The following is a 15748-nucleotide window of genomic DNA, read 5'->3' as shown; positions in this document are numbered from 1 at the left end:
CGCCGGCGGCCGTGGTTGTTCAGAAGCGGCGCCGCACGTCCTCGGCGGCCGACTCGCCCGGCTCCCACGAGGCGAGCCACGGCCCCGACGCGTCCGGCGGGACGATGCCCTCCTCCAGCGACAGGTACCGCCCGGCGATGACCCGCTTCGCGGCGGCCGACTCGATCGCGTCGGCGTTGTCCCACAGGTCGCGGAACAGGGCCTCGGCGCGCAGGGTCGCCTGCCGGCAGAACAGGTCCGCGAGCTCGACGCCCTCAGGGCGTTCGGCCTGCTCGCTGCGGGCCTTGACGCAGGCGGCGGACATCGCGAACAGCTCGGCGCCGATGTCGACGATCCGGCCGAGGAAGCCCTGCTTGTGCTCCAGCCGGCCCTGCCAGCGGGCCATGCCGTAGAAGGTCTCCCGGGCCAGCCGGCGCGAGGAGCGCTCGACGTACCGCAGATGCTGCGCGAGCGGGCCGAAGTCGCTGAAGCCGGCCGGGAGCTGGCCCTTGCCGGCGACCAGGGTCGGCAGCCACCTGGCGTAGAAGCCGCCGGCCTTGCCGGCCGCCTTGGCCTTCGCGCCGAGGCCGGCGTCGGGGTCGATGATGTCGCCGGCGACGGAGAGGTGCGCGTCGACGGCCTCGCGGGCGATGGCCAGGTGCATGATCTCGGTCGAGCCCTCGAAGATCCGGTTGATCCGCAGGTCGCGCAGGATCTGCTCGGCGGGGATCGGGCGTTCGCCACGGGCGGCGAGGGAGTCGGCGGTCTCGTAGCCGCGCCCGCCGCGGATCTGGATCAGCTCGTCGGCGACCTTCCAGGCCAGCTCGCTGGCGTACAACTTCACGAGCGCCGCCTCGATGCGGATGTCGTTGCGGTCGTCGTCGGCGAGGCGGCAGGACAGCTCCAGCATCGCCTCCATGCCGTACGTGGAGCCCGCGATGAACGCGATCTTCTTCGCGATGGCCTCGTACCTGCCGATCGGGCGGCCCATCTGGACGCGTTCGGCGGCCCATTCGCGGGCCACGTTGAGGCACCACTTGCCGGCGCCGACGCACATCGCGGGCAGCGACAGCCGGCCGGTGTTGAGGGTGCTGAGCGCGATGCGCAGGCCCTGCCCCTCGCCGCCGATGACGTTGGCGGCGGGCACCCGCACGTTGTGGAAACGGGTCACGCTGTTCTCCAGCCCGCGCAGGCCCATGAACGCGTTGCGCCGCTCGATCGTCACGCCCGGCGCGTCGCCCTCGACCACGAACGCGGTGATGCCGCCGCGGTGGCCCTCGCTCTTCGGTACCAGCGCCATCACCACGAACAGGGTGGCCAGGGTGCCGTTGGTGGCCCACAGCTTCACGCCGTTGAGCAGGTAGTCGCCGTCCTCGGTGGGCACGGCAGAGGTGCGCAGGTTCGCCGGGTACGAGCCGACCTCGGGCTCGGTGAGCAGGAACGCGGACACCTCCCCACCGGCCAGCCGGGGCAGGAACTGCTGCTTCTGCTCATCGGTGCCGACGAGCTTCAGCGGCTGCGGCACGCCGATCGACTGGTGCGCCGACAGCAGCGCGCCGATCGACGGGTTGACCGACCCGACGAGGGCGAGGGCCCGGCAGTAGTCGAGGTTGGACAGGCCGAGCCCACCGTACTTCGTGTCGATCTTCATCCCGAACGCGCCGAGCCCGCCCAGGTCGCGGAGCACGTCGTCGGGGATCCGGGCGTCGCGCTCGATCTGCTGGCCGTCGACGCCGCTGATGTACGCCCGCAGCTTCGCGAGGAACTCCTGCCCGGCCTCGGCCTCCTTGTCGGCCGGCGGCGGGTCGATCAGGTCGAGCCGGAAGCGGCCCAGGAACAGCTCCTTGCCGAAGCTCGGTTTGCGCCATTCCGTCTCGCGGCTGGCCTCGATGACCTTCCGCGCCTGCTTCTCGGCGTGCGTGCCGGTCTTGGCCTCCGTGTTCACGCTCTGGTTGGCGTTCTGCTCCGTGTTCTGGTTCGCGTTCTCGTTCGTGTGAGCTGAGCTGTCGGCGACCTGCGTCATTGCGGCACCCCCAGGTGTCAGTCCAGTACCGACCAGGCTATTACCCGTGAGTAGCGAAGGCCATGCCCCGCGGGGAAGGATCAAGCGCCGTGATTTTGGCGACCGGGGGCTTCGAGTGAAGTTCGTTCACTGTTACCGTCGGGAAACAACTGCACATCCGACAGGGGAGCGCACAGCGCTGAGAGTGCGGCGGCCGGGCCAGGCCGACGCAGACCCTCGAACCTGATCTGGGTAATGCCAGCGCAGGGAGCTCGGTCACCTCACGCCACGCGCCACGTCCGGCCCCCCGGGCGTGGCGTCGCGTCTCCTTCTGGCTCACCCCCGAACCAGGAGGCACTGCAATGGAAACCCGTTGGCGGACCGTCGACATCATCGTCGCCTCGGTCATCGCGGTGGCGTTCGCCGCCGTGTTCTACGCATGGAACAACCTGTGGAACGCCATGGAGAGCGTCGCGCTGCCGTGGCGCGCGTTCATCTACGGCGTCTGGCTCGTCCCGGGCGTGCTCGGCCCGCTGGTGATCCGCAAACCGGGCGCCGGGCTCTACACCGAGTTCGTCGCGGCGCTGGTGTCGGCCCTGTTCGGCTCGACCTGGGGCCTCGGCGTGCTGCTGTCGGGCCTGTTGCAGGGGGTCGGCGGCGAGTTCGGGTTCGCGCTCACCGGGTACCGCAGCTACAGGCTCGGCAACGCGATCGTCGCCGGGGCGCTCGCCGGCGGCGGTGCGGCGCTGCTGGACCTCAACATGTACTACGGCGCCTTCAGCAACACCGACAAGGCCCTGTACGCGGCGATCGTCGTGGCGAGCGGCGCGGTCATCGCCGGCGCCGGCTCGTGGGCGCTGCAGCGGTCCCTCGCCACCACCGGCGTGCTGGACCGCTTCCCCTCGGGCCGCGAACGGGCCGCCGTTTAACGTTCTGTGAGCGGTCCGGAGCGCAGCGGAGGAGCCGCGAACCATGGGCGCAGTCTCGGCTCACGTCGGCGCCGGAGCGCAGCGGAGGTGACGGCGTGAGCACTGTCGAGTTCAAGGGGTTCGGGTGGCGGCACGCCGGGCGCAAGGCCTGGGCGGTCCGCCACTTCGACCTGCGGATCGAGCACGGCGAGCGGGTCCTGCTCGCGGGCGCCTCCGGCGCCGGCAAGAGCACCCTGCTCGCCGCCCTCGCCGGCCTGCTCGCCGAGGACTCCGGCGAGCAGGAGGGTGAGGTCCTGGTCGACGGCCGGCCGGCCCGGGAGCACCGGGCCGGCACGGGCATCGTGTTCCAGGACCCGCAGACGCAGCTGGTGATGAGCCGCAGCGGCGACGACGTCGCGTTCGGCCTGGAGAACCGGGGGGTGCCGCGCGCCGAGATCTGGCCGCGGGTGGACGCCGCCCTGGCCGCCGTCGGGTTCCCGTACGGCCGGGACCGCGACACCGCCGCCCTGTCCGGCGGCGAGCAGCAGCGCCTCGCGATCGCCGGCGTGCTCGTGTCGCGGCCCGGGCTGCTGCTGCTCGACGAGCCGACCGCGAACCTGGATCCCGAGGGTGCACAGCTGGTACGGGCGGCGCTCGGCAAGGCGCTGTACGACGTCGACGCGACAATGATCCTGGTCGAGCACCGGCTCGAGGAGGCGCTGACCCTGGTCGACCGGGTGGTGACCCTCGGTGATCAGCAGCCGACGCTGGTCGTGCCCGACCGCCGGGCCCGCACCGCCCCCGGCGACGTGCTGCTCACCGCGGAACGGCTCGCCCTGCGGCACACCGGCAACGTGGTCGACGAGGTGGTCCGCGCCGGTGAGGCCCTCGCGGTCGAAGGCCCCAACGGGGCCGGCAAGTCGACCCTGGCGCTGCTGCTCGGCGGCCTGACGAAGCCGGCGGCGCCGGGCCGGGTCGTGGCGCCCGGCGAGCGGCACCCGCCGCACCGGTGGAGGGCGGCGAAGCTCGCGGGCAGGATCGGCTCGGTGTTCCAGAACCCGGAGCACCAGTTCGTCACCGCGACCGTCCGTGACGAACTGCTCCTCGGCGGGCGCGACCCGAAGCTCGTCGACGAGCTGCTGACCCGGCTCCGCCTCGACAGGTTGGCGCTTGCCAACCCGTACACCTTGAGCGGCGGCGAACAGCGGAGGCTGAGCGTGGCGACGGCCCTGGCGGCCGCCCCCGGGCTGCTGGTGCTGGACGAGCCGACGTTCGGCCAGGACCCGCTGACGTGGCGGGAGCTGGTCGAACTGCTCGCGGACCTGCGCGACGAAGGGCGTGGCCTGGTGATCGTCACTCACGACCAGCAGCTCGTCGAGGCGCTCGGCGACCGCCGGCTCAGGCTGGACCGCCGATGAGCCAGCATTCCAGTGGGGTTTCCGGCTCGCATACCGTCGGGGTTTCCGGCGGGTCTCACGGCGGGCTTTCCGGCGAACCTCACGGCGGGCTTTCCGGCGGGCCTCACGGCGGGCTTTCCGGCGGGCGGGTCACGGGGTGGATCCGCGACCGGGACGCGACCGCGAAGCTGCTCGCCGCGGCACTGCTGACGGCCGCCGTGCTCAGCACCGTCGACCCGTTCGTCACCGCCGTCGCCATCGCCGTGGAGCTGGCGCTGCTGCCGCTGACCGGCCTGGGCGGGGCGGCCCTCTGGCGGCGCGGCTGGCCGCTGCTGCTGTCCGCGGCCGTGGTACTGGTCTTCACGGTCCTGCTCGGCGCGAAGGAGGGCCCGGTCGTCGGCACCGTCGCCGGGTTCGAGGTGCACGAGCCCGCGCTCGGGTACGCGCTGCGCCTCATCGCGATCGGTCTGCCCGGATTCGTGGTGTTCGCGACGATCGACCCGACGGACCTCGCCGACTCGCTCATCGCGCACCTGAAGGTGCCGCCACGGTTCGCGATCGGCGCGCTCGCCGCGTTCCGGCTGGTGCCGCTGCTCACCGACGAGTACCGGCTGATCCGGCTCGCCCGCCGCGCCCGCGGCATCGACGGCGGCTGGAACCCGGCCCGCCACCTGCGGCTGGCGGTGTCCGCGACGTTCGGGCTGCTGGTCGGGGCGATCCGGCGCGGGATCCGGCTGGCGACCGCGATGGAGGCCCGCGGCTTCGACCGCGGCCTGCCGCGCACCAGCGCCCGCGAGACCCGTTTCGGCTGGTCCGACGCGTCCGTGGTGGCCATCGGCGCGGTCCTCGCGGCGGCATTGATCTTGCTGAAGTTCGTGCACACATAGTCACGTCGCTACCTGCTTCGGGCGGCTGCCGCCGCGGCCGGCCGGGGGATTCCCACCCCGGAGCCCCCCATGCTCGCTGCGCTCGCACTGCCTGCGCTGCGCGCGGCAGCCTCACGCGCGTGCGCGCGGCATCCGGTGGTCGCCGTCCTGCCAGCCGGACCACCGTCGTGATCCAAGTCGCGCCCCGGCCACCTGGACGACCACGACACGACTTCGATCAACGGGCGAGATCAACGGGCGAGATCAAGCGGGCGAGATCACACGTGGGGCGGGCTCAGGTGGTCAGTGTCGGCACGACCGGGTTGGGGATCGCCCCGCCGAAGCGGCGGTCGCGTTTGGCGTACACCTCGCAGGCGTACCAGAGATGCCGGCGGTCGAAGTCGGGCCACAGGGTGTCGACCGAGACGAACTCGGCGTAGGCCGCCTGCCAGATCATGAAGTTGCTGGTCCGCATCTCGCCGGAGCTGCGGATCAGCAGGTCGACGTCGGGCAGGTCAGGCTCGTCGAGGTACCTGGCGAACGTCTTCTCCGTGATCCGGTCCGGCTTCAGGCGCCCGGCCTGCACGTCGGCGGCGATGCGGGCGGCCGCGTCGGCGACCTCGGCCCGGCCGCCGTAGTTGACGCACATGGTGAAGGTGAGCTTGGTGTTGCGCTTGGTGAGCTCCTCGGCGTACTCGAGCTCGTTGATGACGCTGCGCCACAGGCGGGGGCGGCGGCCCGCCCAGCGGACGCGGATGCCCATCTCGTGGAACTCGTCGCGGCGGCGGTGGATGGTGTCGCGGTTGAAGTTCATGAGGAAGCGGACCTCGTCGGGGGAACGCTTCCAGTTCTCGGTGGAGAAGGCGTAGGCGCTGACGTACTTGACGCCGAGTTCGAGCGCGCCCTCGATGACGTCGAACAGGGCGGCCTCGCCGGCGGTGTGCCCGGCGGTGCGGGGCAGGCCGCGCTGCTTGGCCCAGCGGCCGTTGCCGTCCATGATGATCGCCACGTGCTGCGGCACGGCCTCCTTCGGCAGTGCCGGCGGGCGGGCGCCGGTGGGGTGCTGCGACGGCGGACGGAAGTTGCTCACGAGCTTTCCTTTCGGCCCCGGGCGGTGTCGTCCCGGTCTACGAGCGGGAGCGAGCGCAGCGCCCGCTCCATGTGCCACTGCAGATGCGCCGCGACCAGCCCGCTGGCCTCGCGCCGGTGGTTGGGTTCGCTGGCGTCGGCGACCACCCAGTCCGATTCCGCGAGCGCCACCATGAGCTCGATCGTCGCAGGCGCCGGGTGCGACGCGCCGGGCGGGCGGCAGTCGGGGCAGACCACGCCGCCGGCGGCGAGGGAGAAGCCGCGGTGCGGTCCGGCGGTGCCGCACACCGCGCACTCGCGCAGCGCCAGGGCCAGGCCGGACACGCCCATCGCGCGCAGCAGGTACGCGTCGAGGATCAGGCTGCTGGCATGCTCGCGGTTGGCCAGGGCGCGCATGCCGCCGAGAGTGAGGTGGAACAGCCGCAGCGCCGGCTCCTCCTCGATCGGGGTCAGCCGGATCGCGGTCTCGGCGATGGCGGACGCGACCGTGTACCGGGGGTAGTCGTCGAGGAACCGGCGGCCGTACAGGTCGATGCCCTCGACCTGGCTGACGACGTCGAGGGTACGGCCCTCCAGCAGCTGCACGTCGACGTGGCCGAACGGCTCGAGGCGCGCGCCGAACTTCGACATGGTGCGCCGGACACCCTTCGCGACCGCGCGGACGCGGCCGTGCCGGCGGGTGAACAGGGTGATGATCCGGTCGGACTCGCCCAGTTTCTGCACCTGCAGCACGATCGCGTCGTCGCGGTACAGCTTGCCCTTGAACCCGACGCCGGACATGTCACAACCCTTCAGAAGCCCAGGCGGCGCAGCTGCTTCGGGTCGCGCTGCCAGTCCTTGGCGACGCGGACGTGCAGGTCGAGGTAGACGCGGCCGCCGATGAGGTCCTCGATCTCGCGGCGGGCCCGGGTGCCGACGTCCTTGAGGCGGCTCGCCTGGTGCCCGATGACGATCGCCTTCTGGCTGGAGCGCTCCACGTAGATGTCGGCGAAGATCCTGGTCAGGCCGTCCTCGGGGATGACCTCCTCGACGAGGACGGCGATCGAGTGCGGCAGCTCGTCGCGGACGCCTTCGAGGGCGGCCTCGCGGATCAGCTCGGCCATCAGGATGTGCTCGGGCTCGTCGGTGAGCATGCCGTCGGGGTACAGCTGCGGCGACTTGGGCAGGTGGCCGATCATGACGTCGACGAGGGTCTGGACCTGCGACCCGGACACCGCGCTGACGGGCACGATGTCGGCGAACTCGCCGAGGTCCTGCACGGCGAGGAGCCGCTCGGCGAGCTTGCCGCGGTCGACGAGGTCGGTCTTGGTGACGACGGCGACGACGGTCGCCTTCAGCGCGGCGATCTCCCCGGTGATGAACCGGTCACCGCGCCCGATCTCCTCGTCGGCGGGCAGGCACAGCCCGATGACGTCGACCTCGCTCCAGGTGGCGCGGACCAGGTCGTTGAGCCGCTCGCCGAGCAGGGTCCGCGGCCGGTGCAGCCCCGGCGTGTCGACCAGGACGAGTTGCGCGTCCGGCCGGTGCACGACACCGCGCACGGTGTGCCGGGTGGTCTGCGGCTTCGCCGACGTGATCGCGATCTTCTGCCCGACGATCGCGTTGGTGAGCGTCGACTTGCCCGCGTTGGGCCGGCCGACGAAACACGCGAAGCCTGCGTGGTAGTTGTGCTGCACGGTGGTTCAGCGTACTCAGACCTCGAGCTGCAACTGGCGGGGGCGTTGTGCAGGAGTTGTGTGGACCGGCGCGCTGAGCGCGACCTGCAGCTCGATCGTGCCCTCGACGAGGCCCCGGCCGGCGTTGCGCAGCACGATCCGGCCCGGCATGAGCCGGGACAGGGCGGTGGGCACGGCACTGCGCTGCTCGGTGGCGAGCACGACGTGGACGCCGACGGCCTTGCCGCCGCTGGCCAGGCGGATCAGCGGGTCGTTGAGGCGCACGTCGTGGCCGTCGACGAGGACGAGGACGCGGGCGCCGTCGTGCTCGGCGAGCGCGGCACGCTCCACGACGATCTTCTCGATCGTGGCGAGCAGCGCCTCGGCGGCCTCCACGGCGGTGCCGTCGACGCGGTACACGCGCAGCCGGGTGCCGTCGAAGCGGGCGCCGAACGACGCGGCGATCGTGTCGAGCAGGGTGCTCTTGCCGGCGCCGGTGGGGCCGAAGACCAGCAGGTGGCCGAGCTCGTCGAGGTCGAGCTGCCAGACCTGGCGGGCCTGCGAGTTGGGCAGGTCGACCATGCCGATCGCGGCGGCGAACGCGGCCGTCTCCGGCTGGGCCAGCTCCTGCAGCTGATACGTGGCGGTGAGCGGCGGCTGCCACGGCCGCGGCTGGTCGGGCACGCGCGCCTCGCGGTGCGCGGCGGTGATCGCCTCGACGAGACGCTGCAGGTCCGTCGGAGCGGAGTCGTCGCCGCCGACGGGAGCGTCGAGCGTCTCCCGGTCGATGAGCCCCGACTCGAAGTGGACCTCGGTGACGGTCGTCGGGGTGGCGCGGCGGCCGGCCGGTGACCGGAACCCGCCGTAGGCGACCTGGACGGCCTGGAAGCCGCCGTCGACGGTACGCACGAAGGCCCGGCCGGCCAGCAGCGGCGACAGGTGCGCCGCGTCGGGCCGCTCGAGGACCTCGAGGCTGTCGGCCTCCTCCTCGACCCGCAGGGCGATGCGCAGGCCGGCCTCGGCGCGCAGCTCGTCGTCGACGGCGCCGTGCGGCTTCTCGGTGGCGAGCAGCAGGTGCACGCCGGCGTGCCGGCCACGGCGGGCGAGCTCGCGCAGCCCCGGTACGAAGTCCGCGGGGGCGTCGACGAACTCGGCGACGACGATGAGCAGGTTCGCCGGCGCGGCCGCCGGGAACCTGCGCTCCATCTCCACGATGTCCTTGACCGAGTGCCGGCGCAGGACCGCCTCGCGGCGGCGCAGCTCGGCGTTGAGCGAGACGAGGACCCGGCGGACCTGGTGCGGGTCGGTGTCGGTGAACACCCCGACGGTGTGCGGCAGCGCGGCACACTCGGCGAACGTGCCCGCCGCCGGCGCCCCGCCCCCGGAGTCCCCGCCGGAGGCCGCGGTGGCGGCCCAGTCGACGAGGACGAACGTGAGCCGGTTCGCAGGGTACGTCGCGGCCAGCGCCGCCAGGTACGACCGCAGCAGCCACGACCGCCCAGAGCCGCCGATCCCGGCGATGAGCCCGTGCGGCCCGTCGCGGCGCAGGTCGACGGTGACTGGCCCGACCCCGCCGGGGGCCGTGCCGCCGAGGCCGATCGGCGCGGCGAGGCCCCGGTCGCGGGTCGAGGGCACCCAGCGTTTCACGATGGCGCTGGGGCTCAGGTCGGTGAGGTTCAGCACCTCGGCGAGGGGCGCGACCCGCGGCGCGGCGCCGCCGGCGGCGTCCGGGGTGGCGGCGAGCGCGTGCGCGACCCGGGACGCGACGTCGGCGGCGAGCGGCTCGCCGTCCTGCACCCGCACGCCGGGCGGCAGCTCACCGGGGGTCCGGGCGCCGACCAGCAGGCTGATGCCGCAGCGTGGCCCCTCCTCGACGAACCGGGTCAGCGACGCGGGCGGCACCAGCGACGGATCGGGCAGCACGAAGACGACGTGCGGCACGAACGACTCCGCGATGGCGTGCCGGCCGCGGCGGCGCTGCCGCAGCAGCGCCTCGACGAGCGCCAGGACCTGCATGCGGTCCTCCTCGCCGGCGGCGACGGTGCGCGCGCCGGGGGCGATCGCCGCGGTCAGCGTCCGGGTGTGCGGCAGCCAGCCGGTCCACGTCCACTGCGGCGCGTCGCTGAGCACGACGACGGCGAGGTCGGTGGGGTTGGCGAGGGTCGCGAGCTGCACCAGCCAGGAGCGCAGGACCCCGTCGGTGACCTCGGCGGGCCCGGCGACCCCGAGGGCGCCGAGGACCCGCAGGTCGGCCTCGACGGGCACGTCCCGGTCGACGGCGTGCCGCTCGCGCAGCGCGTCGGTGCGTTCGATGTGCGCGGGGTCGGCGCCGGGGCCGGCGGGCGGCTGCTCGAAACGCAGCCGGCCCGGCAGGTCCGCGGTCCGTAACCGCAGCGTGAGGAAGTCCCGGTCGTCGGGGCGGCGGATCCACAGGCCGCTGCCGCCGCCCGGTCCTCGGTGCTCGGCCCGGTCGGACCGGTCGGACCGGTCGGCGTCGGTGGCCTGTGCCGTTTCGGCGGCTGCGGCGGTACGGCCGGAGCGCGGCTCGGCGTCGACCCCGGCCGCGTACCGCTCGGCGGCCCGGGCGAGGTGGGCCAGGCTCGGCGCCGCCGACCGGCGGGTGCGCAGCACCGCCCGGTGCTTGACGGCGGCGTCGGCCTCGGCCCGTTCGACGGCGGCGGCGAACTCGACGACCGGGTCGACCACCGAGCGGCGGAACTGCAGGCGCCGCTTCTTCGCCGGCTGCGGCACCGCCGGCAGCCATACCGCGGGCGGCGGGCCGGGCGGCGGGCCCGGCTCGGCGGGGACCTCCTCGACGGTGACGAGGGTGGCGCCGAGGCGCAGCAGCTGGGCGCCGGTGAGGGTCACCGTGCCGTGCAGCGGCTGGCCGTCGATCGTGGTGCCGGCCGGGGAGCGCAGGTCGGTCGCGGCGACCTCGTGGCTGCCGATGCCCAGGTGCAGGTGGCGGCGGCCCGCGGCCGGGTCGGCGAGGCGCAGGTCGCAGGCCGGGTCGGTGCCGATGACGAACTCGCCCGCCGGCAGCGGCAGCCACCGGCCGGCGTCGGGTCCGGCGACGACGAGCAGCTCGAAGCGGTGCCCGGGCGGCGCGACCGACGCGTCGGGGGCCTGCTCGGGCGGGCCGAGCACGATCGTGTCGCCGCAGCGCAGCCCCTGCGCGCCGAGCGGCCGGGCCGGGTCGAGCCGGCGGCCGGTGCGCAGGTTCCACGCCCAGGTGGCCTGCTGCGGCCGGTCGGCGGGGTCGAGGCCGCCGAGGAGGGCGGCGATGAGGTCGGTGACCGTGCCGGTGTGGTCGGCCCGGAGGCGGACCGTGCGGTCCCCGGCACCGGCCTCGGCCGGCCCGGCGGACATCGTGGAATCTCGTCGCGCCACGCGCACGTCGATCAGCAGGTCCATCGACCGGCCCCTTCCTTCCCGCGCAGTGCTGTGGTTCGGCTACCCGTCGGTGTTTCCAGTAGGCCTGGTGGCGGGGCGGGCGCACTGCAGGGCTCCGCATCCGACAGTAGGCGCCGGAAGCCCCAGTGGATCGCATCGACGCGCGCCAGGATTCCGCCACATACAGGAGTAAAACTGGCTGAATGCCACGTCGGTTACCCTCGTTGCCCATGACGGTACGAGTGGCGATGTGGTCCGGCCCCCGCAACATCTCCACGGCGATGATGCGCAGCTTCGGCGCGAGGGCCGACACGGTCGTCGTCGACGAGCCGCTGTACGCGCATTACCTTGCCGCCACCGGCCTGGAGCACCCCGGCCGCGAGGAGATCCTCGCCTCGCAGCCGGTGGGCTGGCAGGAGGCGACGGACGCGCTGCTCGCGCCGGTGCCGGCGGCGGTGTTCTACCAGAAGCACATGACGCACCACCTGCTGCCGCAGGTCGGCCGGGAGTGGCTCGGCGCGGTGCGCAACGCGTTCCTGATCCGGGATCCGGCGTATGTGGTCGCCTCGTACGCGAAGGTCCGCGGCGAGCCGACCCTCGCCGATCTGGGCTACGAGCAGCAGGTCGAGATCTTCCGCGCGCACGGCGGTCCGGTCGTCGACGCCGCCGGCGTGCTGCGCGACCCGGCGGGCACGCTGCAGCGGCTGTGCGGCGCCCTCGGCATCCCCTGGAACCCGGCGATGCTGGCCTGGCCCGCCGGGCGGCGCGACACCGACGGGGTGTGGGCGCCGCACTGGTACGCCGCCGTCGAGGCCTCGACGGGGTTCGCCGCGTACGACCCGCGCCCCGCCGACGTGCCGCCGCGCCTGCGGTGGCTGGTCGAGGCGGCGACGCCCCTCTACACGGAACTGTCGGCCCACAGCCTCTGAGCGTGCTCGCGGGCGTGCCGCTGGTAGACCCGCGCGAGCCGGGAGGTGACCGGGCCGACGGTGCCCTCGCCGATCGGGCGGCCGTCGATCTCGACCACGCCGGCGATCTCGCCCATGGTGCCGGTGCAGAAGACCTCGTCGGCGGTGTACATCTCGACCTGCGACACGTCGCGGACCTCGACCGGCAGGCCCTCCCCCGGCGCGAGCCGCAGCACCGTGTCGCGGGTGATGCCCTCCGGACAGGCGACCGCGCGCGGTGTGACCAGGCCGCCGCCGGCGACGGCGAACAGGTGCGTCGCGTTGGTCTCGGCGACGAACCCGCGGCCGTCGAGCATCATCGCGTCGTCGGCCCCGGCGAGGTTCGCCTCCATCTTCGCCAGGATCGAGTTGATCAGGTTGTTGTGGTGGATCCTCGGGTCGAGCACGTCCGGCCCGGGCCGCCGCACGCTGGAGGTGACCAGGCGCAGCCCGCTCGTGTCGTACACCGGCGGCTTGTGCTCGGCGAGCACGATCAGCGTGCAGCCGGCCTGGTTGAGGCGCGGGTCCATGCCGCTGGTGAGCTTGACCCCGCGGGTCAGGGTCAGCCGCACGTGCACGCCGTCGCGCATGTCGTTGGCCTCCAGGGTGGCCCGGACCGCGGCGACGATGTCGGCGTCGGCCGGCACCCGCTCGAAGCCGAGGGCCCGCGCCGAGCGGCGCAGCCTGGCCAGGTGCTCGTCGAGGCCGTAGACACCGCCGTCGTAGACCCGCAGGCCCTCCCACACCGCGTCGCCGCCCTGCACGACCGAGTCGAACGGGGAGATGCCCGGCTCGTTCCGGTGCCGCAGCACCCCGTCGACCCAGTAGCGGATGTCGGAGTTGCGCGGGTCGTAGCGTTGCAGCACGGTTGGCTCAGACTCCCTCTTGGACGGCCTCGTCGCCGAGCTCGATCAGCAGCTGCCGCAGGTCGCCGATGGCGGCGCGCTGCAGGTCCTCCGGCACCGGCGCGAAGAGTCGCGCCTGCGCCCTCGTGACCGCCCGCACCACCCGCTCGGCGGCGGTGACCCCGCGCGGCGTCAGCTTCACCCAGGCGACCCGGGCGTCGGCGGTGTCGGCCTCCCGCTCGATCACGCCGTCCTGCTGGAGCCTGCGCAGCACGTTGCTGATCCCGCCGGACGTCAGCAGCAGGCCGCTGGCCAGGTCGGAGGGCTTCAGCGCGTACGGCTCGCCGGCCCGCCGCAGCGCCGACAGCACGTCGAACTCCGCCGGTGTCAGCCCGACGGCGGCCGTCTCGGCGCGCACGACCTCCTGCAGCCGGCCGGCCAGGCGGTGGATCCGTTTGCCGAGCTCCATCGCGGGTCCGACCGTGTCGGGCAGCTGGACCCGCCACTCGTCGACGACCTCGTCGACCCGGTCCCTGCGCACGGGGGTCAGTCCGTGACGGTGGCGAAGACGGTGGCGTCGGGGGCGGCCAGGTGGATCGGGGCCGACGGGGAGACGTCCCGGACGGCGGCCCGGCCGAGGGTGTCCAGGGACGACGCCTCCGTCACCACCGCGGCCGCCTCGAGCTTGCCGGCGCCCGACGCGACCGCGCTCGCCACCGCCAGCTGCAACGCCGTCAGCGACAGCGACGGCAGCGCGACGGACGCGGCGTTGTAGGTGCGGCCGTCGCCGTCGCGGACCGCGGCGCCCTCGACGGCGCCGATGCGGGCGCGGGCGGCGCGGGCCAGGGTGACCAGCTTGGCGTCCTCCGCCGACAGGGGCGCGGGGGGCTGGGACTCAGGCATCGGCGTGCTGCCTTTCGCTGTCGTGGCTGGCCTGCTCCTCGTCCTCGGGCTCGGCCCGCCGGACGAGGAGGGTGTCGATACGGTTGCGGCGGCCGGTGGTGCCCTCGGCGAGCAGGACCAGGCCGTCGACGACGGCGGTGGCGCCGGGGATCGGCACCCGGCCGAGGGCCTGGGCGAGCAGGCCGGCGACGGTCTCGACCTCGTCGCCGGGCAGCTCCACGTCGAACAGCTCGCCGAGGTCCTCGACCGGCAGCCGGCTGGTGACGCGGTACGCGCCGTCGGGCAGCTCCTCGATCGGGGGCCGCTCGGCGACGTCGTACTCGTCGGTGATCTCGCCGACGATCTCCTCGAGGATGTCCTCGATGGTGACCAGGCCGGCGGTGCCGCCGTACTCGTCGATGATGACGGCCATGTGGGTGCGGGCGGCCTGCATCTCGCGGAGCAGGTCGTCGACGGGCTTCGACTCCGGCACGAACGTGGCCTCGCGCATGACCTGGGCGACGGGCATGTCCCCGGCGGCCGCGTCGCCGCCGGCGGTGCGCCGGACCAGGTCCTTGAGGTAGGCGATGCCGAGGACGTCGTCGACGTTCTCCCCGACGACGGGGATGCGGGAGAAGCCGCTGCGCATGGCGAGCATGAGGGCCTGGCGGACGGTCTTGTGCGTCTCGATCCAGACCATCTCGGTGCGCGGGACCATGACCTCGCGGGCGATCGTGGTGCCCAGGGCGAACACCGAGTGGATCATGTCGCGCTCGCCGTGCTCGACGACGCCGCGCTGCTCGGCGAGGTCGACGAGCTCGCGCAGCTCGATCGTGGTGGCGAAGGGGCCCTCGCGGTAGCCCTTGCCCGGGGTCACCGCGTTGCCGATGAGGATCAGCAGGCTGGTCAGCGGGCCGAGCACCGTGCCGAGCCAGCGCACCGGCGGCGCGGCGATCCGGGCCACCGCGTAGGCGTGCTGGCGGCCGATGGTGCGCGGGCCGACGCCGACGACGACGAAGCTGACCACCGTCATCGAGCCGGCGGTGATCAGCGCGGCGAGCCAGTCCCGGTCGCCGCCCACGGCGGCCGCGGTGACCAGGGCGACCAGGGTCGTCGCGGTCAGCTCGCACAGCAGCCGCAGCAGCAGGAGCAGGTTGATGTAGCGGGCCGGGTCGGCCGCGATGACCTGCAGGGCGTTGGCGCCCGGCTTGCCCTCGCGGGCCAGCTCGTGGGCGCGGGCCGGCGACACCACGTTGAGCGCGGCGTCGGACATCGCGAACAACCCTGCCAGCACGACCAGCCCGGCGGCGGTCGTCAGCAAGGTCACGTCACTCACTTGCGCCAGCTCTCCAGGAGCCGCGCCTGCAGGCCGAACATCTCGGCCTCCTCCTCGGGCTCGGCGTGGTCGTAGCCCAGCAGGTGCAGGGTGCCGTGCACGGTGAGCAGCGCCAGCTCGTCGATCGTGGCGTGCCCGGCGGTCGCGGCCTGCTTCGCCGCCACCTCCGGGCACAGCACGATGTCGCCGAGCAGCGCGGGCTCGCCGCCACCCTCGCCGGGGCCGTGGTCGACGCTGCCCTCGTCCATCGGGAAGGCCAGCACGTCGGTCGGGCCGTCGCCGTCCATCCAGCGGTGGTTGAGCTCGGTCATGTACTCGACGTCGACGAGCAGGATCGACAGCTCGGCGAGCGGGTTGACCCCCATCTCGTCGAGGGCATGCCGGGCCACCGCGAGAATGGTGTCGGAGTTGACGTCGACGCCGGACTCGTTGGCGATCTCGATGGACAA

General features: G+C 73.5%; 14 protein-coding genes and 1 riboswitch. Of the genes, 4 read left to right on the top strand and 10 right to left on the bottom strand.

The window, feature by feature from the left end; all coding sequences use genetic code 11:
• Positions 1–19: 19 nt before the first annotated feature.
• Positions 20–2002, bottom strand: a complete 1983-nt coding sequence (locus AB0H83_RS05905; RefSeq protein ID WP_360087514.1) for an acyl-CoA dehydrogenase family protein — start codon at positions 2000–2002, stop codon at positions 20–22.
• Between the two features lie 152 nt (positions 2003–2154).
• Positions 2155–2269: riboswitch (TPP riboswitch) on the top strand.
• A gap of 74 nt (positions 2270–2343) precedes the next feature.
• Here AB0H83_RS05905 and AB0H83_RS05900 point away from each other — a divergent pair.
• From AB0H83_RS05900 to AB0H83_RS05890, 3 genes are all read left to right on the top strand, one after another.
• On the top strand, positions 2344–2910 hold the full coding sequence (locus tag AB0H83_RS05900; RefSeq protein ID WP_360087511.1) for an ECF transporter S component: 567 nt from the start codon (positions 2344–2346) through the stop codon (positions 2908–2910).
• Positions 2911–3005: 95 nt separating this feature from the next.
• Positions 3006–4307, top strand: coding sequence for an ABC transporter ATP-binding protein (locus AB0H83_RS05895; protein ID WP_360087508.1), 1302 nt, complete (start codon positions 3006–3008; stop codon positions 4305–4307).
• Entirely contained in the window at positions 4304–5173 is an 870-nt protein-coding gene (locus AB0H83_RS05890) for an energy-coupling factor transporter transmembrane component T (RefSeq protein ID WP_360087505.1), read from the top strand. Before AB0H83_RS05895 ends, AB0H83_RS05890 begins: the two co-directional genes overlap by 4 nt.
• Before the next feature lie 274 nt (positions 5174–5447).
• On the opposite strand, the gene AB0H83_RS05885 is transcribed toward AB0H83_RS05890, so the two are convergent.
• From AB0H83_RS05885 to AB0H83_RS05870, 4 genes are read right to left on the bottom strand one after another with little or no spacing between them, the layout of a single operon-like run.
• Positions 5448–6242 (bottom strand): isoprenyl transferase, encoded by a 795-nt coding sequence (locus AB0H83_RS05885; protein ID WP_360087502.1) that lies wholly within the window; start codon positions 6240–6242, stop codon positions 5448–5450.
• Complete coding sequence (recO, locus tag AB0H83_RS05880; protein WP_360087499.1) at positions 6239–7021, bottom strand: DNA repair protein RecO; 783 nt, start codon at positions 7019–7021, stop codon at positions 6239–6241. The genes AB0H83_RS05885 and recO overlap by 4 nt, the downstream gene beginning before the upstream one ends.
• An 11-nt stretch (positions 7022–7032) precedes the next feature.
• Entirely contained in the window at positions 7033–7917 is an 885-nt protein-coding gene (gene era / locus AB0H83_RS05875) for a GTPase Era (protein ID WP_360087496.1), read from the bottom strand.
• Between the two features lie 15 nt (positions 7918–7932).
• A complete protein-coding gene (locus AB0H83_RS05870) occupies positions 7933–11310 on the bottom strand; it encodes an FtsK/SpoIIIE domain-containing protein (protein ID WP_360087493.1) in 3378 nt (1125 codons plus the stop codon).
• Positions 11311–11519: 209 nt separating this feature from the next.
• On the opposite strand from AB0H83_RS05870, the gene AB0H83_RS05865 reads away from it, so the two are divergent.
• Complete coding sequence (locus tag AB0H83_RS05865; protein ID WP_360087490.1) at positions 11520–12218, top strand: HAD family hydrolase; 699 nt, start codon at positions 11520–11522, stop codon at positions 12216–12218.
• Here the strand turns inward: AB0H83_RS05865 and AB0H83_RS05860 are convergent.
• From AB0H83_RS05860 to ybeY, 5 genes are read right to left on the bottom strand one after another with little or no spacing between them, the layout of a single operon-like run.
• Positions 12188–13102 (bottom strand): aminotransferase class IV, encoded by a 915-nt coding sequence (locus tag AB0H83_RS05860; protein ID WP_360087487.1) that lies wholly within the window; start codon positions 13100–13102, stop codon positions 12188–12190. The genes AB0H83_RS05865 and AB0H83_RS05860 overlap by 31 nt on opposite strands.
• 7 nt (positions 13103–13109) lie before the next feature.
• The gene (locus tag AB0H83_RS05855; protein ID WP_360087484.1) at positions 13110–13622 is read right to left on the bottom strand and encodes a MarR family transcriptional regulator; all 513 of its coding nucleotides are present in this window, start codon (positions 13620–13622) and stop codon (positions 13110–13112) included.
• A 5-nt stretch (positions 13623–13627) separates the two neighbouring features.
• Positions 13628–13984, bottom strand: coding sequence for a cytidine deaminase (locus AB0H83_RS05850; protein WP_360087481.1), 357 nt, complete (start codon positions 13982–13984; stop codon positions 13628–13630).
• Positions 13977–15308 carry a hemolysin family protein gene (locus AB0H83_RS05845; RefSeq protein WP_360088083.1) on the bottom strand — a complete coding sequence of 444 codons (1332 nt, stop codon included), beginning with the start codon at positions 15306–15308 and terminating at the stop codon, positions 13977–13979. The genes AB0H83_RS05850 and AB0H83_RS05845 overlap by 8 nt, the downstream gene beginning before the upstream one ends.
• Positions 15296–15748 (bottom strand): rRNA maturation RNase YbeY, encoded by a 453-nt coding sequence (ybeY, locus tag AB0H83_RS05840; RefSeq protein ID WP_033364073.1) that lies wholly within the window; start codon positions 15746–15748, stop codon positions 15296–15298. The genes AB0H83_RS05845 and ybeY overlap by 13 nt, the downstream gene beginning before the upstream one ends.

The organism is Dactylosporangium sp. NPDC050688 (assembly GCF_040654515.1).
Taxonomy (GTDB): domain Bacteria; phylum Actinomycetota; class Actinomycetes; order Mycobacteriales; family Micromonosporaceae; genus Dactylosporangium.
This window is presented reverse-complemented; position numbering and strand designations above follow the sequence as displayed.